The sequence below is a fragment of the Pseudomonas fluorescens genome (assembly GCF_001307275.1).
GTDB classification, from domain to species: Bacteria; Pseudomonadota; Gammaproteobacteria; order Pseudomonadales; family Pseudomonadaceae; genus Aquipseudomonas; species Aquipseudomonas fluorescens_AA.
In genome coordinates this window covers 901,089-925,758 of record NZ_CP012831.1, presented here as the reverse complement: position 1 = coordinate 925,758, position 24,670 = coordinate 901,089, and the positions used below count along the sequence as shown (strand labels likewise).

13 protein-coding genes are annotated in these 24,670 nt (G+C 63.1%); 4 read left to right on the top strand and 9 right to left on the bottom strand.

Going from position 1 to position 24,670, the window contains the following annotated elements; genetic code table 11:
- Window positions 1–91: 91 nt before the first annotated feature.
- The 4 genes from AO356_RS04120 to speB all read right to left on the bottom strand — a co-directional run bounded on the left by AO356_RS04120 (window position 92) and on the right by speB (window position 4,632).
- The gene (locus AO356_RS04120) at window positions 92–1,480 is read right to left on the bottom strand and encodes a sodium:solute symporter (RefSeq protein ID WP_060738691.1); all 1,389 of its coding nucleotides are present in this window, start codon (window positions 1,478–1,480) and stop codon (window positions 92–94) included.
- 223 nt (window positions 1,481–1,703) lie between these two features.
- Complete coding sequence (locus AO356_RS04115; RefSeq protein WP_162491251.1) at window positions 1,704–3,215, bottom strand: purine-cytosine permease family protein; 1,512 nt, start codon at window positions 3,213–3,215, stop codon at window positions 1,704–1,706.
- A 49-nt stretch (window positions 3,216–3,264) separates the two neighbouring features.
- A complete protein-coding gene (locus AO356_RS04110) occupies window positions 3,265–3,672 on the bottom strand; it encodes a YybH family protein (protein WP_060738689.1) in 408 nt (135 codons plus the stop codon).
- Window positions 3,673–3,681: 9 nt separating this feature from the next.
- The gene (speB, locus tag AO356_RS04105) at window positions 3,682–4,632 is read right to left on the bottom strand and encodes an agmatinase (RefSeq protein ID WP_003198979.1); all 951 of its coding nucleotides are present in this window, start codon (window positions 4,630–4,632) and stop codon (window positions 3,682–3,684) included.
- 310 nt (window positions 4,633–4,942) lie between these two features.
- On the opposite strand from speB, the gene AO356_RS04100 reads away from it, so the two are divergent.
- Window positions 4,943–5,836, top strand: a complete 894-nt coding sequence (locus tag AO356_RS04100) for a LysR family transcriptional regulator (protein ID WP_003184133.1) — start codon at window positions 4,943–4,945, stop codon at window positions 5,834–5,836.
- Window positions 5,837–5,838: 2 nt separating this feature from the next.
- Window positions 5,839–6,435 (top strand): tRNA-uridine aminocarboxypropyltransferase, encoded by a 597-nt coding sequence (locus AO356_RS04095; protein ID WP_060738688.1) that lies wholly within the window; start codon window positions 5,839–5,841, stop codon window positions 6,433–6,435.
- A 132-nt stretch (window positions 6,436–6,567) separates the two neighbouring features.
- Here AO356_RS04095 and AO356_RS04090 read toward each other — a convergent pair whose 3' ends face one another.
- The 3 genes from AO356_RS04090 to AO356_RS04080 form a co-directional block, all read right to left on the bottom strand.
- The gene (locus tag AO356_RS04090; protein ID WP_060738687.1) at window positions 6,568–7,932 is read right to left on the bottom strand and encodes an HlyD family type I secretion periplasmic adaptor subunit; all 1,365 of its coding nucleotides are present in this window, start codon (window positions 7,930–7,932) and stop codon (window positions 6,568–6,570) included.
- A gap of 176 nt (window positions 7,933–8,108) precedes the next feature.
- On the bottom strand, window positions 8,109–10,268 hold the full coding sequence (locus tag AO356_RS04085) for a type I secretion system permease/ATPase (protein ID WP_060738686.1): 2,160 nt from the start codon (window positions 10,266–10,268) through the stop codon (window positions 8,109–8,111).
- A gap of 29 nt (window positions 10,269–10,297) precedes the next feature.
- A complete protein-coding gene (locus AO356_RS04080) occupies window positions 10,298–11,656 on the bottom strand; it encodes a TolC family outer membrane protein (protein WP_060738685.1) in 1,359 nt (452 codons plus the stop codon).
- 455 nt (window positions 11,657–12,111) lie between these two features.
- On the opposite strand from AO356_RS04080, the gene AO356_RS04075 reads away from it, so the two are divergent.
- Window positions 12,112–20,679 carry a retention module-containing protein gene (locus AO356_RS04075; protein ID WP_060738684.1) on the top strand — a complete coding sequence of 2,856 codons (8,568 nt, stop codon included), beginning with the start codon at window positions 12,112–12,114 and terminating at the stop codon, window positions 20,677–20,679.
- 348 nt (window positions 20,680–21,027) lie between these two features.
- On the opposite strand, the gene AO356_RS04070 is transcribed toward AO356_RS04075, so the two are convergent.
- Window positions 21,028–21,423 carry a YbaN family protein gene (locus AO356_RS04070; RefSeq protein WP_060738683.1) on the bottom strand — a complete coding sequence of 132 codons (396 nt, stop codon included), beginning with the start codon at window positions 21,421–21,423 and terminating at the stop codon, window positions 21,028–21,030.
- An 8-nt stretch (window positions 21,424–21,431) separates the two neighbouring features.
- Window positions 21,432–22,019, bottom strand: a complete 588-nt coding sequence (locus tag AO356_RS04065) for a YecA family protein (protein ID WP_060738682.1) — start codon at window positions 22,017–22,019, stop codon at window positions 21,432–21,434.
- A 422-nt stretch (window positions 22,020–22,441) separates the two neighbouring features.
- On the opposite strand from AO356_RS04065, the gene recQ reads away from it, so the two are divergent.
- On the top strand, window positions 22,442–24,568 hold the full coding sequence (recQ, locus tag AO356_RS04060; protein ID WP_060738681.1) for a DNA helicase RecQ: 2,127 nt from the start codon (window positions 22,442–22,444) through the stop codon (window positions 24,566–24,568).
- Window positions 24,569–24,670: the final 102 nt, after the last annotated feature.

The window sequence follows — 24,670 nt, the reverse complement described above, 5'->3', positions numbered from 1 at the left end:
GCGGTAGACCGGCATGCATTCATGTTGAATGTACCGCCGTCATCGCGAGCAAGCTCGCTCCCACAGGGATCTCATTGCCGAGCGTTGGCGGTCAAACCGCCTTGGCCACCGTACTCGGCCGTGGCGACAACACGCTCACCAGCACAAAACTCACCAGCGCCACGCTCAGGCTGTAGTAGATCGGGGTGTTGGCGTCCAGGCCGTCCTTGAGCATGAAGAACAGCGCGGTCAAGAAGCCCAGCGACATGCTGGTGATCGCCCCGGCAGTGGTGGCGCGTTTCCAGTAGATGGCGCCGATCAGCGGGATCAGCATGCCGCCCACCAGCAGGTTGTAGGCCAGGGTCAGGGCGCTGATGACGTCGCTGACCACCAGGGCGATCACCAGGACCACCGCCCCCATCAGCAGGGTCGCGATGCGGTTCTCGTGGACGTCGCCACTGCCGCTCTCACGGCCCTGGCGCAGACGGGGCAGCAAGTCCTGGACCACCGTGGTGGACGCGGCGAGCAGGCCCGCTGCGGCGGTGGACATCAAGGCCGCCAGGGCCGCGGCGATCACCAGGCCGCGAATGCCGTTGGGGAGGCTGGTCTGCACCACGCTGGCGAAGGCGTTGTTGACGTTCTCCAGGTCCGGCAGCAACACCTTGGCCGCCATGCCGATCAACGCCCCGGCCAGACCATACAGCACGCAGTACAGGCCGGCGGCGGTGCCGGCCACTTTGGCCACGCCTTCGCTGCGGGCGGTGAACACGCGCTGCCAGATGTCCTGGCCGATGAAGATGCCGAAGAAGTAGATCAGGAAGTAGGTGAGGATGGTGTCCCAGCCAATCGCGGTGAAGTCGAAGTAGCTGGTTGGCAGTTTAGCCACCATGGCATCCCAGCCGCCCGCGTCACTGATGGACATCGGCATCAGCAGGAACACCAGGCCGACGGTCATGATCAGGAATTGCACGATGTCGGTGAGGGTCAGCGACCACATGCCGCCGATGGTGGAATACAGCACCACCACGCCACCGCCCACCAGGATCGACACCCAGAACGGCAGGCCGAACAACACCTGCATCACGGTGCCGATGGCAATGGTCGAGGTGGCGCCGATCATCAGTGCGTACACCAGCATGATCAGCGCACTGGCCTGGCGCGCCGCCGGGTTGTAGCGGCGTTCCAGCACTTGGGTCACGGTGTAGATCTTGAGCTTGAGCAACGGCTTGGCGAGGAACAGGCTCAGGCCGACGATGCCCAGGCCGATGGCGCCGCACAGCCAGAACCCGGAAATGCCGTAGACGTAGCCCAGGCGCACGGTGCCGATGGTGGACGCACCGCCCAGGACGGTAGCGGCCATGGTGCCTAGGTAAAAGCCCGGGCCGAGGTTGCGCCCGGCGACGAGGTAGTCGTCACGGGTCTTGGCGCGGCGCATGCCGTACCAGCCGAGGGCGATCATGCCGGCGGCATAGATGAGAACGACGATTAAGTCCAAAGCCATGGTGGCGTGTCTCCGATTGTTTTTTTTATAGGAAGTCGGGGTGATGTCGGGTGACGCTTTTGTGGCGAGGGAACTTGCTCCCGCTCGGTTGCGAAGCAATCGCTATTTCGGGAGCGCTCCGCACTGGAGCGCCAGCCCGGTCCAGCGGGAGCAAGCTCCCTCGCCACAAAAGCTCCCGGCCTCAGGTGTTGCATTTACAGCCAGGTGATGCGTTCACCTCGGGTCAGGCGGTCTGTCTGAGCTGCGGTTTATCGATGGACGCCGAATCGTTCCTACGCGGATCATCCGGCCCATATACCGCCGCCGGCTCTGGGAACAACCCAAGCAGCACCAGGTACACCACCGAGGCCAGGCCCAGGGTCACCGGCAGGCTGATGTCGATCCCGCCGGCCAATTCCCCCAGCGGCCCGACGAACTGCCCCGGCAGGTTGACGAAGCACAACCCCACCAGCGCACTGGGGATCCACGCCCCCAGGCCGCGCCAGTTCCAGCCGTGGCTGAACCAGTAGCGCCCGCCGGTTTCACCGCGGGTGAACACTTGCAGGTCATCCGGGCAGTAGAAGCCGCGGCGCACCAGCAGGCCGATGATCATGATCACCATCCACGGTGTGGTGCAGGTGATGATCAGCACGGCGAATGTGGATACGCTCTGCACCAGGTTCGCCGCGAAGCGCCCGATGAAGATGAAGGCAATCGACAGCACGCCGATCAGCAGCGTGGCCTTGACCCGCGACAGCACCCGTGGGAACACGCTGGACATGTCCAGCCCGGTGCCATACAGCGACGTGGTGCCGGTGGACATGCCGCCGATCACCGCGATCAGGCACACCGGCAGGAAGAACCACCCCGGCGAAACCGCCAGCAGCCCGCCCACGTAATTGTTGGCCGCGATGTAGTCCGGCGCCTTGATCGCCACGATGGTGGCGGTGGCGAGGCCGAACAGGAACGGGATCAATGTCGCCAGTTGTGCCGCGATCACGGCCAGCATGATGCGGCGCTTGGGCGTGTTGCGGGGGATGTAGCGCGACCAGTCGCCCAGGAACGCTCCGAAGGAAATCGGGTTGCTCATGGCTACCAGCGCCGCGCCGATGAAGGCCGCGTAGAAGCCCGGCTGGCCGAGGCTGACCGTGCCGGCGAACTGGCTGTCGAAGGTCGGTGCGAAGGCGAAAATGCCCAGCAGGAACAGCAGGCTGGCGGCCCACACGGCAATGCGGTTGACCCACAGCATGAAGCGGAAGCCGTAGATGCACACCGTCAACACCAGCAAGGCGAACAGGCCGTAGGCCAGGCCCAGGCTCAGGTCGGTTTCCGGCACGCCGACCAGCCGCTTGGCGCCGCCGATCAACGCATCGCCCGAGCTCCACACCGACAGCGAGAAAAACGCGATGGCGGTCAGCAACGAGAGGAACGAGCCGACGATGCGCCCGTGCACGCCGAAGTGCGCACCGGAAGACACCGCGTTGTTGGTGCCGTTGAGCGGGCCGAACAGGCCCATCGGCGCGAGAATGATCGAACCCACCAACACCCCCAGCACAATCGCCCAGACCCCGGCCTGGAACGACAAGCCGAACAGCACCGGGAAACTGCCGAGCACGGCGGTGGCGAAGGTATTGGCGCCGCCGAAGATCAGGCGAAACAGGTCGCCCGGGCCGGCAGTGCGTTCGTGGTCCGGGATCTGTTCGACCCCGTTGGTTTCAATGTGCGTAAGGCTTTTATCGTTATTGTTATGCATGATCTGCTCCGATCATCGAGGCGCGTTCATCGAATGTGAATGTCGCCTGTTGCTAAGGGGATGGCAGCCCTTCCGGCATTGCGGACAAGTGTTCGTGACAGGCCAGCCACAGGCCTTGTTGTTCTTGGCGAAACACAATGGTTTCGCGCTCCTGGCTAAAGTGAAGCTCCCCTTGCATGCGCAGCTCGGTGGCCACGTCATGGATGAAAATCGCCACGTCCCCTTGCAGGCTGACGAAGGCGTTGCTCGAGGTGCAGTTCAGCACCTCGAAGCCATCCTCGGACCGCCAGCGATCCCACAATGCCTGGTAGGCATCGCGTGACAGCAGGGGCTGTTCAAGGGTGTAGAACACGAAACTCGCATCGGCCGTGAACGCACCGAAGTAGGCGTCGCGGTCATTGCGGGCAAAGGCCGACACCAGCTCAGCGGCGGCCTTGAGGATTTGATCTCGATCGTTCATGGCCGCACCTCAGCGATGAACCACGCCGGGCAGTACGCAGAGCATCTCGTACAGCAGGTTGGCGCCCAGCAGCGAGGTGTTGCCGGTGGTGTCGTACGGCGGCGAGACTTCTACCAGATCGCAACCGACCAGGTCGAGGCCCTGGCAGCCCCGGACGATTTCGATCGCCTGGATGGTGGTCAGGCCGCCGATTTCCGGGGTGCCGGTGCCGGGCGCCCAGGCCGGGTCGATGCCGTCGATGTCGAAGCTCAGGTACACCGGGCCGCCGCCGACTTTCTCGCGCACTTCGGCCATCAGTGGAGCGAGGGATTTGTGCCAGCACTCTTCGGCCTGGACCACACGAAAGCCCTGGTTGCGGCTCCAGTTGAAATCATCGGCGGTGTAGCCCTGGGCCCGCAGGCCGATCTGCACGACGCGGTCGCAATCGAGCAGGCCTTCCTCCACGGCGCGGCGGAAGGTGGTGCCATGGGCGATCTTCTCGCCGAACATGTGGTCGTTCACATCGGCGTGGGCGTCGATGTGCACCAGGCCGACCTTACCGTGTTTCTTATGGATCGCCCGCAGGATCGGCAGGGTGATGGTGTGATCGCCCCCCAGGGTCAGGGGGATGACGTTGTGTTCGAGGATCTTGTGGTACGACTCTTCGATGATCCGCACCGCGTCCAGCAGGTTGAAGGTGTTGATCGGCACATCACCGATGTCCGCCACCGACAGTGAGTCGAACGGCGCGGCGCCGGTGGCCATGTTGTAGGGGCGGATCATCACCGATTCGGCGCGGATCTCGCGAGGGCCGAAACGGGTGCCGGCGCGCAGGGAGGTGCCGATGTCCAGCGGCACGCCGACGAAGGCCGCGTCCAGGCCGGCAGCGGTTTGCAAATGGGGGAGTCGCATCATGGTGGCGATGCCGCCGAAGCGCGGCATTTCGTTGCCGCCCAGTGGTTGGTGAAGAATCTTGTCCACAGGTAGGGCCTCATCGTTGTTTTACTTATCAGGGACCGATTCTGCGAAAAGCCGTTGCCGTGAAGAATCGCTGGGGGCAAATACTTAGTTCAGATTTTTCTAAACTAATGGCGGGCGGGGCGATAGACTCGCGACTGATCTGTTGAGGTTAAATGGTGGGTGCAAGCCTGTGGGAGCAAGGCTTGCCCGCGATGAAGTTCATGCGGTTTCCCCTGGAACCGAAGCGCCTGCATCGCGAGCAAGCTCTGCTCCCACAGATAAATCCCCTCGCCACAAATGTGCAGTGACCCGCCTGTATGGAGACATCCCAATGGCCAACGCTCTACCCGACCTGAAACTGCTGCGCATTTTTGTCAGCGTGGTCCGGCACCAGGGGTTCGCCAATGCCCAGCACGAGCTCAACCTGTCCACGTCGGCCATCAGCACCTACATGAGCCAACTGGAGTCGGCCCTGGGCCTGGTGCTGTGTCATCGCGGCCGGGGCGGGTTCAGCCTGACCAGCAAGGGCGAGCTGTTCCATCAGGAAACCTTGCGCCTGCTGGGCGAGCTCGAAGGGTTCGAGCAGTACGCCGCCGCGCTCAAAGGGGAACTGCGCGGTACGTTGAACCTGGGGGTGATCGACTCCACCGTCAGCGACAAGGCCTTGCCGTTCGCCGAGGCCATCGGTGCCTACAGCCAGGAACATCCGGCGGTGCATTTGCATCTGTCGGTCATGAGCCCTTACGAGCTGCAACTCGGCGTGCAGGACAATCGCCTGGACCTGGCCATCGGTGCGTTTTCCACGCGCATGAGCGGGCTGGTCTACATGCCGCTGTACCGTGAGCAGCACTGGTTGTATTGCAGCAACCGCCACCCGTTGTTCAACGAGCGGCGCATTCCCGAGCAGGTCATCACCCAACAGCGCATGGTCGGGCGCGGTTACTGGAGCCAGGCCGAACTGGCGCGCCACGGCTTCAAGCACAGCGCGGCGACGGTGGAGAGCATGGAGGCGCAGTTGATCCTGGTGCTGTCCGGTGCCTACGTCGGCTACCTGCCTGAGCACTACGCCCAGGCCTGGGTCGACAAGGGCGACTTGCGCGTGCTGCTGCCAGCGACCTTCGGCTATCAGGCGCCGTTTTCGATGATCGTGCGCCGTGGTCGCAGCCGTGAGCCGCTGATCCAGACGTTCCGTGATTTGCTCAAAGCTCAACTGAACCAGGCCTGACCATGTCCAGAATCCAATGCCCGCGTTGCCACAGGCCACAAAGCCATTGCCTGTGCCCGCTGATCCCCAGCCTCGACAGCCGCACCCGCGTCTTGCTGTTGCAGCATCCCAGTGAAGTGAACCACGCCTTGAATACCGCCCGGCTGGCGGCGTTGGGGCTGAGCAATGCCGAGTTGATCGTGGGCGAGGTGTTCGAGGATTTGCCCCGGTTGTTCAATCAACCGGGCTATCAGGCGCGGTTGTTGTTTCCCGGCGATGAGGCGCAACCGTTGCAGACCTGCGCCCCGTCCGATGAGCCGATCCTGCTGGTTGTCCCGGATGGTACCTGGCGCAAGGCGCGCAAGCTGCTGCACCTCAACCCGCTGCTGGCGGCACTGCCGAGAGTGACCCTGGCCGAAGGCGCTGTGTCCCGTTACCGCTTGCGCAAGGCGCCCGGACCGGGGGCGTTGTCGACGGTGGAGGCGATAGTCCAGGCGTTGCAGGTCCTGGAAGCGCCGGCGAGTTTCGAGGCGTTGTTGAGGCCGTTCGAGGCCTTGATCGAGGGGCAGATTGCGGCGATGGGGGAGCAGACGTTTCGTCGTAATCATGCTGAAAAATAGGCGGTGTGGCTGCCGGCCTCATCGCGAGCAAGCTCGCTCCCACAGTGGATTTATGCGCGCTGGAGCCCCCCCTGTGGGAGCGAGCTTGCTCGCGATAGCGATCGACCAGGCACCGAAGATCCCTGCCAAAGTCTACCGCTCGCGCATCGCCTCGGTTCGCGCCTTCAATACCGGCTTGAGCAGGTAATCCAGGACACTTTTCTCCCCGGTGATGATATCCACCGTCGCCACCATTCCCGGAATGATCAGCAACGGCTTGGCATCCCCGCCCAAGTGGTTTTTGTCGGTGCGCACCTGAATCAGGTAGAAGCTGTTGCCCTTGTCATCGGTGATGGTGTCGGCGCCGATCAGTTCGAGCCTGGCGCTCAGCCCGCCATAGATCGTGTAGTCGTAGGCGCTGAACTTGACCATGGCTTTCTGGCCCGGGTGCAGGAACGCCACGTCCTGGGGGCGGACCTTGGCTTCGATCAGCAGGTTGTCTTCCAGGGGCACGATTTCCACCATGTCGTTGCCCGGCTGCACCACGCCGCCGATGGTGTTGACCTTCAGTTGCTTGATCACCCCATGCACCGGCGAGACCACCGTCGTGCGGGTCACGCGGTCGTCGATGGCGATGCTCGAGGCGGTGATTTTCGACAGTTCGGTACGTTTCTCGTTGAGGTCCTTGGCCGCCTCGGAGCGGAAGGTCTGTTCCGATTCGTCGATCTTGCTCTTGATCTCGTTGATCGCCGATTCGGCCCGGGGAATCGCCAGGGTGGTGGCGTTGAGCGAACCGCGGATTTCCACCGCGCTGCGTTTGAGCCGCAGGATTTCCACCGGCGACACCGCCCCGGTGCGCACCAGCGGCGCGGACATGTTCATTTCTTCCTGCAGCAAGGCCAGGGCGGAGCTGAACTGGCCTTGCTTGGAGCGAAACTCCGCCAGCTCCTGGGTCTTCTGCCGCAGCTGTTCGGTCAGGGTCCGTTGTTCGCTGGCCAGGCGCCGCTGGCGCTGTTCGTACAGTGAACGCTCGTCCTCGGCCACTTGCGGGGCCTTGGCGATCACCTCATCTGAAAGCTTGAAGGGCCGGCCCTCGGCCTCGGCCGACAGGCGTTCGACCTGGGCGGTCAAGGCATAGCGGTCGGCTTCGCTCTCGCCCTTGTTCGATTGATATCGCGTGTCGTCCAGGCGCAGCAGGGTGTCGCCCTTGTTCACCATCTGGCCTTCGCGCACGAATATCTCGGTGACGATGCCGCCCTCCAGGTTCTGGATCACCTGGATCTTGCTCGACGGAATCGCCTTGCCTTCGCCGGTGGTGACTTCCTGCAAGACCGCCAACTTCGCCCAGACCAGCCCGGTGATGATCAACCCGGCGGCCAGCCACACGGTAACCCGCGAGCGCCGGGGCGAATCCTGCAGCGTGGCGCCGGCGGTTTCCGGCATGAACTCGCTTTCGGCGCTTTTGCTGAAACTGCCGAAGTAGCTTCGGGCGGCTGAATCCGGTGTTTGGGCAGACATGGGCGGTACCCGTCAGTTGAGTGAAATAAGCCGAACACATACCCGTGGCTTGAGAGGGTTATCTGTGGGAGCAAGGCTTGCCCGCGATGAAGCTAATGCGGTCTCACTGGAACCGAGGCGCCTGTATCGCGGGCAAGCCTTGCTCCCACAGGTGCTGTGCTGACAGTTAGAGCGGCTTAAACCGCCGCAGAGCCTACCCGTCCCTTGCGCAAGGCATCGATGACCGCTTCCTTCGGCCCATCCGCCACGATCCGGCCGTTATCCAGCACCACCAACCGGTCCACCAAGCTCAGCATCGAGGTGCGGTGAGTGACCAGCAGCACCGTCTTGCCCTGTACATGGGGGTGAAGCTTCTGCCGCAGGACGTCTTCGCTGGTGTTGTCCATGGCGCTGGTGGGTTCGTCCAGCAGCAGGATCGGCGGGTCGAGCAACAAGGCCCGGGCCAGCAGCACGGCTTGGCGTTGGCCGCCGGACAGCAGTTGCCCGCGCTCGCCCACCGGGCGGTCGAAACCTTGGGGATGCTGGCGCGCCAGTTCGGTGACACCGGTCAGTTCCGCCACTTCCAGCATGCGCGCATCGCTGATGTAGCGCGCGCCCAGGGTGAGATTGTCCCGCAGGCTTCCGGCCAATAGCGGCAGGTCATGGGCGACGTAGCCGATCTGTTGGCGCAGGTCGGCGACGTCCAGTTGCCGCAGATCCAGGCCGTCTAGCAGTAACTGGCCTTCCTCCGGTGCATAGAAACCCATCACCAGGCGTGCCAGGGTGCTCTTGCCCGAGCCACTGCGGCCAATGATCCCGACCCGTTCGCCGGGCTTGAGGCTGAAACTGATATTGGTCAGCGCCGGGGCGCTCTGGCCGTTGTAGTGGAACGTCACGCCGCTGACGTCCAGAGCACCCTGCAATTGGGTACGGTCCAGGGGCCGCTGCTTGGCGTCTCGCTCCTGGGGCAACGCCATCAAGGCATCGGTGCTGCGCATGGTGAGCTGGGCTTGCTGGTAGCGGGTGATCAGCCCGGCGATCTGCCCGAGCGGGGCGAGCACCCGGCTGCCGAGCATGTAGGTCGCCACCAGCGCGCCGACGCTGAGGTTGCCGGCAATGATGCTGTAGACCCCGGCGACGATGGTCGCCATGCCGGCCAGTTGTTGCAGGAACAACGTGCCATTGGTCGCCAGTGCCGAGAGGTTGCGTGCGTGGCTGTCCAGGCGGGTGAGGGCGCCGTGGGTGCTTTCCCATTGATGCTGGCGCTCGCTTTCGGCGCTGCAGGCCTTGAGGGTTTCCAGGCCACCGAGGGTTTCGATCAGCAGGGCCTGGCGCTGGGCGCCGAGGGCCAGGCTTTTTTGCACGGTGTCGCGCAGGCGCACCTGGATGATCATGGCGAAGATGATGGTGATCGGAAACGCGATCACGGGAATCACCACCAGCCAGCCGCCCAGCAGGCCGATCACGACGAGCATCAGCAGGGCGAAGGGCAGGTCGATCAGGCTGGTGAGCGTCACCGCCGTGAGGAATTCGCGCAGGCCCTGGAAGTCGTGGATGCTCTGGGCGAAGCCGCCGATGGTCACCGGCTTGGCCTTCATCGCCATGCCGGTGATGCGTTCGAACAGGGTGGCGGACAGAATCACGTCGGTTTTCTTGCCGGCAGTGTCCAGCAGATGGGCGCGCACCACCCGCAGCACCAGTTCGAAGCCGGTGCCGATCAACAGCCCCACGGCCAGCACCCACAAGGTGGACGTGGCCTGGTTCGGCACCACGCGGTCGTAGGTCTGCATGACGAACAGCGGCACCATCAGCCCCAGCAGGTTGATCAGGAAACTCGCCAGGATCGCGTCGCTGTACAGCCAGCGCGACAGTTTCAAGGTGTCGCGAAACCACGCCTCGACCCGGGGTACCAGGGGCGAGCGCAGGTCTTCGAGTTCATGGCGCGGCCGGGCGAATAGCGCCTGGCCGCTGTAATCGGTGGTCAGTTCCTCGCGGCTGACCCACTGCTCGCCGCCATCGGCTTCGCTGGGCAGGATCAGCGCCTTGCCATCCTCGCCCCAGCGCCGCAATACCGCGCAGCGCCCCCCCGCCAGAATCAGCATCACCGGCAGGTTCAGGGGGGAGATGTCCGCCAGCTCACGACGCAACAACCGCGCCTGCAAGCTCGCCCGGGCCGCTGCGCGGGGCAGCAGGTCCAGGCTCAAGCGTTGGTGCGCCATAGGGAGCCCGGCGCTGAGGCTGGCGCGGCTGACCGTCGCGCCATGGAGTTTGCAGAGGATCAACAGGCCGTCCAGCAAGGGATCATCGAAGTTCAGGCGCGGATCGGCGCCGGGGGTGGTGGGTTCCATGCTGGTCACAGTGTTCGCTCCCATTTTTTCGGAGGGGGCTACTTCAGTTCCGGCAGCCGTGCCTGATTCTTGACTTCGGTCTGCGCGACCGCATCGGCCGGCAGCACGATCCGTTGTTTGTGCAACAGCAGGCCCATGTTCGCCAGCACCCGGTACATCGAGTACTCCTCGGTGTAACGCACCTCGGTGTAGCGACGGTTGGCGTTGTACAACTCGTTTTCGCTGTCGAGCAGGTCGAGCAGGGTGCGCTGGCCGAGACCGAACTGATCCTGGTACGCGGCCCGCACACGGGCGGTGGTGTCGGCGTATTCGCGGGCGGTGGGGGTCTGTTTGCGGGCGTTGAGCATCGCGTTCCAGGCCAGGCGGGTGTCTTCGTTGAGCTGGCGCAGGGCGTTGTTGCGGATGTCCATGGCCTGGTTGATCTGGTGGGCGTTGGACGCCAGCCGCGCCTTGTCGCTGCCCCCGCGGAACAGGTTGTAGTTCATCACCACGCCCACACGCCAGTTGTTGTCGTGGCCTTCTTCGCCGCCGAGGTTGTTGTTGGCGCCCACCGCCGCTTCGGCATCGAAGCGCGGGTAGAACGGCGACTTCGCCACTTCATATTGGCTCTCGGCGGACTGTATGTCGGCCTGGGCCGATTTCAGGTACGGGTTGTTATCCACCATGCTTTGCTGGGCTTCGCGCAGGTCGGCGGGGATTTCGCCTTTGGTCGAGGGCGGCGCCTCCAGCTCATCGGGCATGCGTCCGACCACGCTGTAGAAGTTCGCCTCGGCGTCCGCCAGGTCCACCTGGGCGGTGTCGAAGTTGTTTTCCGCCAGGGCCCGACGGGCATTGGACTGGTCGGAGTCGGCCGTACTGCCCACCCCACGCTCGGTGCGCAGGCCGATCTGGTCGTTGACCCGCAGGTGTGCCTGCAGGTTGTTCTTGGCCAGGGTCACCAGCTCGCGCCGCTTGAGCACTTCCAGGTAGACCTCGATGGTACGCAGCGCCAGATCCTGGGCGGTGCCCTGGGCGTAATAGGCCCGGGAATTGACCACGCCCTGGGTGCGCTGCACTTCATTGGCGGTGTTGAACCCGTCGAAGATCATCTGCCGCAGGCGCAGCTCCGATTGGGTGTAGGTCAGGATATTGGTGTGGTGGTTGCCCAGGGCACGGGTGTTGGTGTTGTCGCTGTAGCCCCGGCCGTAACCGGCATTGAGATCCACCGATGGGAAAAAGCCCCCTCTGGCGACCTTGACGTCTTCATTGGCCGACAGACGGCTGTCCACCCGTTGTGCCAGTTCCGGGTGAGTCGCGATGGTGCTCTGGATCGCCTCGGTCAACGACATGGCCTGCGCCTGAGAAGAGCAGGCCATGGCCAGCAAAACCGCGCTGCAGAGGGGGGTTAGAACGCGCATGGGGTGCATCTCCTGAGGTCTGTAGTGCTTCGCTTGTCGCCAAAATATTGACGTATTTAAGATCAAAACCGTTTCAACCTTGTAACAACACAGCTAAGAACATCCTGAGCAAAACCTAAGAAGAATTTCTCATAAGGATTATTCCGAAAAAAACTTATGTGCTTGAAAAAAACCGGCACATTGTTCAAAGCGAAAGCCTTTGAATCTGCGGGTTCTGACGGCTTTTAGGCGTCAATAAAAGTTTCATGCAGATTTTTAAGCGACGTGAAGAAGTGCCGAAAGGGCGATGTGAGAAGCGGTTTTTGGTGACGGTTTTTTGTCGTTTAGGCGAATTGCCAGCACCTTCTGCTTTCGCGAAAGCTGGCAGATTTTCCAGCTTTTGGGGTCGCCAAACCTGAGGACGAATTCTTCACCCAGACAGGTGCCGATTGCGGTCGGCAACGGAGGAAATGCACATGGCAGCGCTCATCGGTATCGTCAGCAAAGTGGTCGGGCAAGTTTTCGCAGAAGCGGCCGGTGGCTTGCGGCGGCCTTTGGTCGAAGGCGATCGGCTCTATGCCGGCGAACACCTGGTCACCGGTGCCGAAGGGGCCGTGGCTGTGCATCTGCAGAACGGCCAGTCGTTGACCCTGGGCCGCGAAAGCAACCTGACTCTTACCCCGCAGCTGCTGGCCAACCATGCGCCTCATGTCGACACGCCCGACACGACGCCGCCGAGTGACGCGCAACTGACCGACGTGCAAAAGCTGCAGCAAGCCATCGCCGCCGGTGCCGACCCGACCCAGACCGGTGAAGCCACGGCCGCCGGACCCGAAGGTGGCAACCCGGGTGGTGTAGGCGGCGGGCACAGTTTTGTGCTGTTGGAAGAAGTCGGCGGGGAGGTCGATCCGCTGATCGGTTTTCCGACGGCCGGGTTCAACGGGATTCCCGAGTTTCCACAGCTACGCTTGGCCGGTGACCCGGATAACACCGGCGACGATGCAACCCCGCCGGTAACTCCTGAGATGCCGGACAACCCCGTGACCCTCGACGGGGTCAATGTCGAGGGCGGCGAACTGACCACCAACGAGGCCAATCTGGCCGATGGTTCGGCCAGCAATCCGGGGGCGCTGGTGCAAAATGGCACCTTCACGGTATCCGCGCCTGACGGGCTGAGCAGCCTGAGCATCGGCGGCATCAACGTGATCAGTGGTGGCGTGCCCGCAGGCTTTCCTCAGACCATCACGTCGGCGCTGGGCAACACGTTGACCATCACGGGCTATGACCCCACCACGGGGGTGGTCAGTTACACCTACACCCTGACAGACAATGAAACCCATCCTGCCGGCGGTGGTGCCAACAACATTACCGAGCAGTTCCCCGTGGTGGCCGTCGACACCGACGGTGACACGGCCACCGGCACCCTGGACGTCAACATCACCGATGACGTGCCCCAGGCGATCGACGACAGCCACGCGAACACCGCGTCGGAAACCCTGGTTACCCTTACCGGCAACGTATTACCCAACGACCACCAGGGCGCCGACCGGATCCCCACCGGCCCCGACAGCGGGCCGATCGTTGGCGGGACGTTCACCGGCACCTACGGCACCCTGGTGCTCAACCCCAACGGCACGTACACCTACACCCTGAACACCAGCGACCCGCAATTCGTCGCGTTGCATGGCGGGGGCAGCGGTACCGAGACGTTCACCTACACCCTGACCGATGCCGATGGCGACACCAGCACCGCGAACCTGGTGCTGCAAGTACACAACAACGACGATCCGGTGGTGTTGGTGGGCCTGGATGCTGAAGGTGGCGAGCTGTCGTTGCAGGAGAAAAACCTCAGCGACGGCAGCAGCCCGGACGCATCGGCCCTGACCCAAAGCGGCACGTTCACCGTGACCGCGCTGGACGGCGTGCAGACCCTCAGCGTGGGCGGTATCAACGTCGTCACCGGCGGCGTGGCGGCGGGTTTCCCACAATCGATTACCACTGCGCTGGGCAACACCCTGACCATCACTGGCTACAACGCCAGCACCGGTGTGGTCAGCTACAGCTACACGCTGCTGGACAACGAAGCCCATCCCAACGCCAACGGCGCCAACAGCGTTAGCGAACAGTTCGCCGTAGTCGCCACCGACGATAACGGCACCACAGCCAACGGCAACCTGGACGTAAACATCGTCGATGACCTGCCTAAAGCCGTGGACGACAGCAACGCCAGCACGGCTTCGGAAACCCACCTGACCCTGACCGGCAGCGTTCTGACCAACGACACCCAAGGTGCGGATCACGTGGCGTCCGGCCCAATCACGCCCGGCACTTTTACTGGCACCTACGGCACCCTGGTGCTCAACGCCGACGGTTCCTACACCTACACCCTCAACACCGCTGACGCCGATTTCAAAGGTTTGCACGGCGGCGGCAACGGCAGTGAAACCTTCACCTACACACTCACTGACGCCGATGGCGACACCAGCACCGCGAACCTGGTGCTGCAAGTACACAACAACGACGATCCGGTGATCATCACCGGCCTCGACACTGAAGGTGGCGAGCTGTCGTTGCAGGAAAAAAACCTCAGCGACGGCAGCAGCCCGGACGCATCGGCCCTGACCCAAAGCGGCACGTTCACCGTGACCGCGCTGGACGGCGTGCAGACCCTCAGCGTGGGCGGTATCAACGTCGTCACCGGCGGCGTGGCGGCGGGTTTCCCACAATCGATTACCACTGCGCTGGGCAACACCCTGACCATCACTGGCTACAACGCCAGCACCGGTGTGGTCAGCTACAGCTACACGCTGCTGGACAACGAAGCCCATCCCAACGCCAGCGGCGCCAACAGCGTTAGCGAACAGTTCGCTGTAGTCGCCACCGACGATAACGGCACCACGGCCAACGGCAACCTGGACGTGAACATCGTCGACGACTTGCCCAAAGCCGTAGATGACAACAACGCCAGCACGGCTTCGGAAACCCACCTGACCCTGACCGGCAGCGTCCTGACCAACGACACCCAAGGCGCGGATCAGGTGGCGTCCGGCCCAATCACGCCCGGTACCTTCACCGGCACCTACGGCACCCTGGTGCTCAACGCCGACGGTTCCTACACCTACACCCTCAACACCGCGGACGCCGATTTCAAAGGTTTGCACGGCGGTGGCAACGGCAGTGAAACCTTCACCTACACCCTGACCGATGCCGACGGCGACACCAGCACTGCGAACCTGGTGCTGCAAGTGCACAACAACGACGATCCGGTGATCATCACCGGCCTCGACACCGAGGGCGGCGAGCTGTCGTTGCAGGAAAAAAACCTCAGCGACGGCAGCAGCCCGGACGCATCGGCCCTGACCCAAAGCGGCACGTTCACCGTGACCGCGCTGGACGGTGTGCAGACCTTGAGTGTTGGCGGTATCAATGTGGTTGTAGGCGGAGTGGCGGCGGGTTTCCCGCAGTCCATCACCACCGCGCTGGGCAACACCCTGACCATCACTGGCTACAACGCCAGCACCGGTGTGGTCAGCTATAGCTACACCTTGCTGGACAACGAAGCCCATCCCAACGCCAACGGCGCCAATAGCGTTAGCGAACAATTCGCCGTTGTGGTTACCGACGATAACGGCACCACGGCCAACGGCAACCTGGACGTAAATATCGTCGACGACTTGCCCAAAGCCGTGGACGACAACAACGCCAGTACGGCTTCGGAAACCCACCTGACCCTGACCGGCAGCGTCCTGACCAACGATACCCAAGGCGCGGATCAGGTGGCGTCCGGCCCAATCACGCCCGGTACCTTCACCGGCACCTACGGCACCCTGGTGCTCAACGCCGACGGTTCCTACACCTACACCCTCAACACCGCGGACGCCGATTTCAAAAGCTTGCACGGCGGTGGCAACGGCAGCGAAACCTTCACCTACACCCTGACCGATGCCGACGGCGACACCAGCACTGCGAACCTGGTGCTGCAAGTGCATAACAACGACGATCCGGTGATCATCACCGGCCTCGACACTGAAGGTGGTGAGCTGACGGTCCAGGAAAAAAACCTCAGCGACGGCAGCAACCCGGATGCATCGGCCCTGACTCAAAGCGGCACGTTCACCGTGACCGCGCTGGACGGCGTGCAGACCCTGAGTGTTGGCGGTATCAATGTGGTTATAGGCGGCGTGGCGGCGGGTTTCCCGCAGTCCATCACCACCGCGCTGGGCAACACGCTGACCATCACCGGCTTCAACGCTGCTACTGGTGTGGTCAGCTACAGCTACATCTTGCTGGACAACGAAGCCCATCCAAACGCCAACGGCGCCAACAGCGTTAGCGAACAGTTCGCCGTAGTCGTCACCGACGATAACGGCACCACGGCCAACGGCAACCTGGACGTGAACATCGTCGATGATTTGCCGACCGCCCATGCTGATGCCGCCTCGGTGGATGAGGGCGGGACGGTCAGTGGCAACGTCCTGAACAACGACGAAGGCGGTGCCGACGGGCCGGCCGCGAGTGGTGCCGTGATTGGCGTGCGCGCTGGCAACGACACCTCGACCCCGGCGATCGGCGGCTTGAACACCCAGATCAATGGCACCTACGGCTACCTGACCCTGGACGCCAACGGCAACGCCGTCTACCACAGCAACCCGAACACCGTCAGCGCCCCAGGCGCGACCGATGTGTTCACCTACACCGTGCGTGACGCCGACGGCGATGAGAGCACCACCACCATCACCATCGATGTCCACGATATCTGCCTCGTCGCCACACCCGACCACGAAATCAGCGTCTACGAAAAAGCCCTCGACCTGAACCAGGATGGCCAGGACCTGGCCCCCGGCACCGTCACCGGCAGCACTCCGAATGCCACCAGCGAGACTGCCAGCGGCAGCCTTGTCGGCTCGATCAGCGGTGCCGTGGGCGCAGTGACCTTCGCGCTGGTGGGCAACGCCACCGGTGCCTACGGTCAACTGTCGCTTCAGCCCGACGGTTCGTATACCTACACCCTGACGGCGCCAGCCACGACCACGCCCCACGCCAACGATGGCCCGAACGTGCTGAGCGAAAGCTTCACCTACCAGGCCACGGACTCGTTGGGCAACACGGTCACCAGCACCATCGTCATCGACATTGTCGACGACGTGCCCAAGGCCCATGCCGATTTGGCCTCGGTGGAGGAGGGCGGCACGGTCAACGGCAATGTGCTGGACAACGACGTGCTGGGCGCGGACGGTGGCACGGTGATTGGCGTACGCGCCGGCAGCGATACCTCGAACCCTGCCGTCGGTGGCTTGAACAGCCAGATCAATGGCACCTATGGCTACCTGACCCTGGACGCCAACGGCAACGCTGTCTACCACAGCAACCCGAACACCGTCGGCGCCCCAGGCGCGACCGATGTGTTCACTTACACCGTGCGTGATGCCGACGGCGATGAAAGCACCACCACCATCACCATCGATGTCCACGAAAGCTGCCTCGTTGCCACACCCGAGCACGAAATCAGCGTCTACGAAAAAGCCCTCGATCTGAACCAGGACGGCCAGGACCTGGCCCCCGGCACCGTCACCGGCAGCACTCCGAATGCCACCAGCGAGACCGCCAGCGGCAGCCTTGTCGGCTCGATCAGCGGAGCCGTGGGCGCAGTGACCTTCGCGTTGGTGGGCAACGCCGCCGGTGCCTACGGTCAACTGTCGCTTCACCCCGACGGCTCCTACACCTACACCCTGACCTCGCCAGCCGCCACCACGCCTCACGCCAACGATGGCCCGAACGTATTGAGCGAAAGCTTCACCTACCAGGCCACGGACTCGTTGGGCAACACGGTCACCAGCACCATCGTCATCGACATCGTCGACGACGTGCCCAAGGCTCACTGCGATGTCGCCTCGGTGGTGGAGGGCGGCACGGTCAATGGCAACGTGCTGGACAACGACGTACTCGGTGCCGACGGTGGTGCAGTCATCGGCGTACGTGCGGGCAACGACACCTCGAATCCAGCCATCGGCGGCCTCAACAGCCAGATCAATGGCACCTACGGCTACCTGACCCTGGACGCCAACGGCAACGCCGTCTACCACAGCAATCCCGATGCTGTCGGCGCGCCAGGCGCGATCGATGTGTTCACCTACACCGTGCGGGACGCCGATGGCGATGAAAGCACCACCACCATCACCATCGATGTACACAACAGCTGCCTCGTCGCAGAAACCGACCATGACGTGACCGTCTACGAAAAAGCCCTGGACCTGACCCAGGACGGCCAGGACCTGGCCCCCGGCACCGTCACCGGCAGTGACCCGAGCGCCACCGGTGAAACCGCCAGCGGGACCTTGGTCGGCTCGGTCAGCGGTGCCACGGGCGCCGTCACCTTCACCCTGGTGGGCAATGCCAGCGGTGCCTACGGTCAGTTGCTGCTCCATCCTGATGGGTCGTACACCTACACCTTGACCTCGCCGGCCACGACCACACCCCATGCCAACGATGGCCCGAACGTGCTGAGCGAAAACTTCACCTATCAGGCCACGGACGCCCTGGGCAACAGCACCACCGGCAGCCTGGTGGTCAGCATCGTCGATGACATACCAAAGGCCGTTGCGTCCGAGCGTTCGGTGACGGCGGTGGAGGTCGATTCGAACCTGCTGATCGTGCTTGATGTGTCCGGCAGCATGAAAGACGATTCTGGCGTGCCGGGACTCTCGCGTATGGATCTGGCCAAACAGGCAATCAGCGCCTTGCTCGACAAATACGACGACATGGGCGACGTCAAAGTCCAGCTTGTGACCTTCAGCGGCAGTGCCACCGACCAGAGTGCCGTGTGGGTGGACGTGGCAACTGCCAAGACGCTGATCGCCGCGCTGAACGCGCACGGTGACACCAATTACGATGCAGCCGTGGCGATGGCCAAGACCGCGTTCGCAACCCCCGGGCAACTGACCGGCGCCCAGAACATTGGTTATTTTTTCTCCGATGGCAAGCCGACCTTGGGCGAAATCGGCTCGGCGGACGAGGTCGCGTGGAAAGCCTTTCTCGATGCCAACGGCATCAAGAATTACGCCGTCGGCCTGGGCAGCGGCGCCAGAAACGTCAATCTCGACCCGCTGGCCTATGACGGCAGCACCCACACCGACACCAATGCGGTGGTGGTCACCGACTTGAACCAGCTCAACTCGGCGCTTTCCGGTACCGTGCAAGGCGCGCCTGTCACCGGCAACCTGCTGGGCGAGGGGGGCTCGTTTGGCGCCGATGGCGGGTTTATCAAAAGCCTGGTGGTCGATGGCACCACGTACAGCTATGACCCGGCGGCCAACGGTGGCCATGGCGCGCTGACCGCCAGCGGCGGGCTTAACCATGGCTCCTTCAATACAGCCACCAACACATTGAGCATCGCCACCGACCACGACGGTACCCTGGTGGTCAACCTGGATACCGGTGCGTTCACCTACACCTCCCAGACGGCCACCAGCACCTTGATCACCGAGCACATTGGCTACACCGTCAGCGACCATGACGGTGACCTGGCGAGCTCCAACCTGGTGATCAACGTCGTGCCCAACAGCCCACCGATCGCTGCCGACGACAACATCATCACCAACGTGCTGTCGGGCAACATCGTGATCCCGGGCGAGTTGCTGCTGGGTAACGACAGCGATGCCAACGGCGATCCGCTCACGGCGTCACCCACCAGTTTCAATACCGGTTGGGTCGCCAAAGGCGCGGACTTCACCGGCAGCACCGGCACGGCCAGCTTCACCGGCAACAACGTGCAGTCGATCAACCTCAGCCGCAGCGCTTTCGTCGCCAATACCGCGAGCATGACGGCGATGCTGGTGGTCAGCGGTGCATTGGGGATGGTGTCCAATAACAACGCCAACGATGAAGACCGGCTCAACATCAGCCTTAAACAGGGCGAAACCCTCACCTTGGACCACAATCTTTCGGCCGGTCGCATCGCGATGGAGTATTCACTCAACGGCGGGCCATTCATTGCGATCAACGACGGGGCTTCCTTCACCGCGGCAGCGGATGGCAATTACCAGATCCACGTCACCAACATCGCCAATCCCGGCGGCGGTAATTCCAACACTGCGGAGAACTATCAACTGACCCTCACCGTCGACTATGCCGGGGCGCAGGACAAAACACCGGATTACCACGGCAGCTACACCGCCAGCGACAACCACGGCGGCAGTGACAGCGCAGCGGTAGGCATCAGCTATCAGGCGGGTCATACCCTGACGGGCACCAGTGGCGACGATGTGCTGTTGGCCGGCAACGGCGACAACATCCTCAACGCTGGCGACGGCAACGACGTACTTAGCGCCGGTTCGGGCAACAACACCCTGAACGGTGGGGCAGGCAATGATCTGCTCTACAGCGGCACGGGCAACGACCTGCTCGATGGCGGTACGGGCAACGACACCGTCAGCTACGCCCACGCCACGTCGGCAGTCACGGTGAACCTGGGCCTTTTGGCGGCGCAGAACACCCTGGGCGCGGGCACCGATACATTGAGCCACATCGAAAACCTCGTGGGCTCGAACTTCAACGACACCCTCACCGGCGACGGGGCCAGCAACCGTCTCGACGGTGGTCTGGGCCATGACGTGCTCAATGGCGGTGGCGGCGACGACCTGCTGATCGGTGGCCTGGGCAACAACACCCTCACCGGCGGCAGCGGCGCCGACACCTTCCAATGGCAGGCGGGCAATAGCGGCCACGACGTGATCACCGACTTCACCCCCGGCATCGACAAGCTCGACCTGTCCCAGCTGTTGCAAGGGGAGAATGACAGCGCGGCGTCACTGGATGATTACCTGCATTTCAGCGTGAGCGGCAGCGGGGCGTCGGTCATCACCAGCATCGACGTCAGCGCCATCGCCGGCGCCACGCCGAACCAGACCATCGACCTGGCCGGCGTCAACCTCGCCAGTCACTACGGCGTCGCGCCAGGCGCGGGAGGAATCATCGGCGCAGCGGACACGGCGACCATCATCAATGGGATGTTGAATGATCATTCGTTGAAGGTGGATACGGTGTGAGGTGAGCTGAAACGACAAACCCCGCCATGTCCAAATTGGACATGGCGGGGTTTCTACATTCCAGGTTGGGATTGCCTGGTCTCAGATGAGTATTGATCGGCGCCTCTCTGTGGGAGCGGGCTTGCCCGCGAAGACGGCGGCACATCCACCATCACCATCCGAGACACACCGTTTTCGCGAGCAAGCTCGGCTCCCACAGGACTTGCGGTATGGGCCGGATTCCGAGGGCATGCCGGCGCGCGCGGTAGGCGCTGTCGAGCGGCGCGAGGCTGCGATCTTTCCCCAGACACTTGAGTCTCAAGCGAACCAGCTCCTACAGAGCCCAGCGGGAGCATCTGCAGGGTTGGCTTAGGGCCTGCGCAGTGTTTTCTGCCTGAGGATATAAATCGTCACCAATACCGCACTGGTGAGCATGAACCCCCGCGCCCACGGCAGCGGCACCAGGTAGCAGGAAAAGAGAATGCTCGCCCACATCAGCCCGATGGCATAGGCCTTGCCCTTGAGCGGGATGCCGTTGCCGCTGAGGTAGTCGCTGATCCACGGGCCGAGGCGGGGATGTTCGACCAGCCATCGGTAGAAGCGCGGCGAGCTGCGGGCGAAGCAGGCCGCGGCCAGCAGCAGGAAGGGGGTGGTGGGCAGTACGGGAACGAAAATGCCGATGACTCCCAGCACCACGCTCAGCCAGCCGATGGCCAGTAGAGCGTAACGCAGGATCAGCGGGCGGTTGCCGACTGGCGAGGGCACCCGGTCACTCAGTGGTGGCGAGGCTTGAGGATTGCCGGTTTCTCGTCCGGGGCGTTGCACAGCAGGTACAGGGCGGTGAGGGCTTCGGGGATCTGGACGATCATGTCGTCCATCAGGTTCGCGTCGGCAGCGATGTCGGAAAATTCCGGTTGCTCGTCGAACAGGCCGGAACCCACCATGATCGGCAGGAGCATTTCGCTGACTTCCTCTTCGGCGGTTTCGAACCAGGCGGCTTCGCGCAGGAACACGCCTTCCATGAAGCCGATGCACCAGCCACGCAGTTCCGAGTCGTCCGGGTCATCGCCCAGGTCCAGTTCGCATGGCAGCTCGAATTCTTCGTCGGAGGCCAGTTGACGGGCGATATGGGCCTTGAGGCCGACCAGGGTGGCTTCGATTTCGGCGCGCTGGGCTTCGTCGCTGTAATGCGGCTCTTCGGCGAACAGGGCGTCGATCCACTCACGATCCGGCACCGTTTCGGCGCAGATCGACAGGGCGGTCAGATAGCCGTGAGCGGCCACGTAGTCCAGCGCTTCCTCGTGCAGCTCATCGGCGTCGAGGAAGACTTGCAGGCGGGTCAGTTGCTCAGCGAAGGACATTACGGGCTACCTTGGGGAATAAACAATGCGGGAATTCTAGGCCTTCTTGAGCGTACAGGCCAGCCGCGTGGCGTATTTGCCTTGTCGGTGAGGGCTGAACTGCGCGCATGCCTGGCACATATCGCCCGTGGCGAGGGAGCTTGCTCCCGCTGGGGCGCGTAGCGGCCCTGTTTTTTGGGGGCGGCTTCGCCACCCAGCGGGAGCAAGCTCCCTCGCCACAGGTTCGTGCCTCGTCCAGCACTCGCTTCAAGCACCTCTTGTCAGCAGCCCCCTTTGCGGCGAAGGCCTCGGGTATACTGCCGCGTTTTGTCATGCCCTGCGGCGTCCCGCCGGTTCGAAACGCGCACTTACGATTTGCCGGTGCAGCGTTTGCGATTCTGAACCAGCCTTGCAGGGATGTTTCGGTGATTTTTGGAGTTTCTATGCTCGAACAGGCTCAACGCGTCCTCAAGGACATCTTCGGCTACGACAGTTTCCGTGGCCGCCAGGGTGCCATTATTGAGCGCGTGGCCAGCGGTGGCGATGCCTTGGTGCTCATGCCCACCGGCGGCGGCAAATCCTTGTGCTTCCAGGTGCCGGCGCTGCTGCGCAACGGCCTGGCGGTGGTGGTTTCGCCGCTGATCGCGCTGATGGACGACCAGGTCGCGACCCTCGAGGAACTGGGGGTTGCCGCCGCTTCACTGAATTCCACCCTCAGTGCCGAGCAACAGCGGGACCTGGCGACGCGGATCAAGCGCGGCGAAGTGAAAATGTTGTACCTGGCCCCGGAACGCCTGGTACAGCCGCGCATGCTGGCGTTCCTGCAGAGCCTGGAAATCGCCCTGTTCGCCATCGACGAAGCCCACTGCGTGTCTCAATGGGGTCACGATTTCCGACGTGAATACCTGCAACTGGGGCAATTGGCGGAACTGTTCCCCGACGTGCCGCGCATCGCCCTGACCGCCACCGCCGACAAACGCACCCGCGAGGAAATCGTCGAGCGCCTGCACTTGCAGGAGGCCGAGCGGTTCCTGTCCAGCTTCGACCGTCCCAACATTTTCTACCGCATCGTGCCCAAGGAACAGCCACGCAAGCAACTGCTGGCGTTCCTCGCCGAGCGCCGCAGCGATGCCGGCATTGTCTATTGCCTGTCGCGCAAAAAGGTCGATGAAGTGGCGGCGTTCCTGTGTGAACAGGGGTTCCCGGCGTTGCCGTATCACGCCGGCCTGCCCAACGACCTGCGGGCCTACCACCAGAAGCGCTTCCTTAACGAGGAAGGCCTGATCATGGTGGCCACCGTGGCGTTCGGCATGGGCATCGACAAGCCCAACGTGCGGTTTGTCGCACACCTGGACCTGCCCAAATCCCTCGAGGCGTATTACCAGGAAACCGGGCGTGCCGGCCGTGATGGCTTGCCGGCCGATGCCTGGATGGCCTACGGCCTGCAAGACGTGGTGATGCTCAAGCAGATGCTGCAAAACTCCGAAGGCGATGAGCGCCACAAGCGTCTGGAGCAGCACAAGCTCGACGCCATGCTCTCGTTGTGCGAAGAGACCCGCTGCCGGCGCCAGACCCTGCTGGCCTATTTCGACGAAGACATGCCCCAGCCTTGCGGGCACTGTGACAACTGCGTCGATGGCGTGGAAACCTGGGACGCCACCGAACCGGCCCGCCAGGCCTTGTCGGCGATTTTCCGCACCGGCCAGCGCTATGGCGTCGGGCACCTGGTGGACGTGTTGCTGGGCAAGGACAACGAGAAGATCCGCAACTTCGGTCACCAGCACCTCTCAGTGTTCGGCGTGGGCAAGGCGCGCACCGAGAGTGAGTGGCGCTCATTGTTCCGGCAACTGGTGGCCCGCGGCCTGGCAGACATTGACCTGGAAGGCTACGGTGGCCTGCGCTTGTCCGAAACCTGCCGGCCCTTGCTCAAGGGCGAGGTTACCCTCGAACTGCGCCGCGACCTCAAGCCGGCCACGGCGATCAAGAGCAGCAAGAGCCAGGCCAGCCAATTGGTCCGTGGCGAAGAGCGCGATCAATGGGAAGCCTTGCGCGCCTTGCGTCGCAAGCTGGCCGAGGAACACGGCGTGCCGCCGTACGTCATCTTCCCCGATTCGACGCTGCTGGAAATGCTCCGCAGCCAGCCCACCTCCCTGGCGGAAATGGCCCGGGTCAGCGGCGTGGGGGCGCGCAAGCTGGAGCGGTATGGCGAAGCCTTCCTCCAGGTCCTGGGGGGCGAGGTCGAAGCGCCGAAAGCGGTGGCCGATGTGCGCCACGAGCTCATCACGCTGGCCCGGGCCGGCATGACCCCGCTGCAGATCGCCGGGCAATTGCAGTGCTCGGAGAAAAACGTCTACACGATGCTGGCCGAGGCCATCGGCAAACAGCAGTTGTCCCTGGAACAGGCACTGGATTTGCCCGAGGAACTGATGGGCGAGGTACAGGACGCGTTCCTGGACGGCGAGGGCGAGTTACCGCCGGTGTCCGAAGTCGCCGCGCTGTTTGTCGGACGGGTGCCCGAAGGTGTGCTGTATTGCGTCAGGGCTGCGTTACAGTCGGAATTTGAAGTCTGATCAGTGAGTTGCGCTCCTTTAACGATTCAGTACAAGGCGAACCTTGCTTGAATCCAAAGCTCATGCTTAGCTGACTAATAATTAGTTTTTCTCTATTTCAGA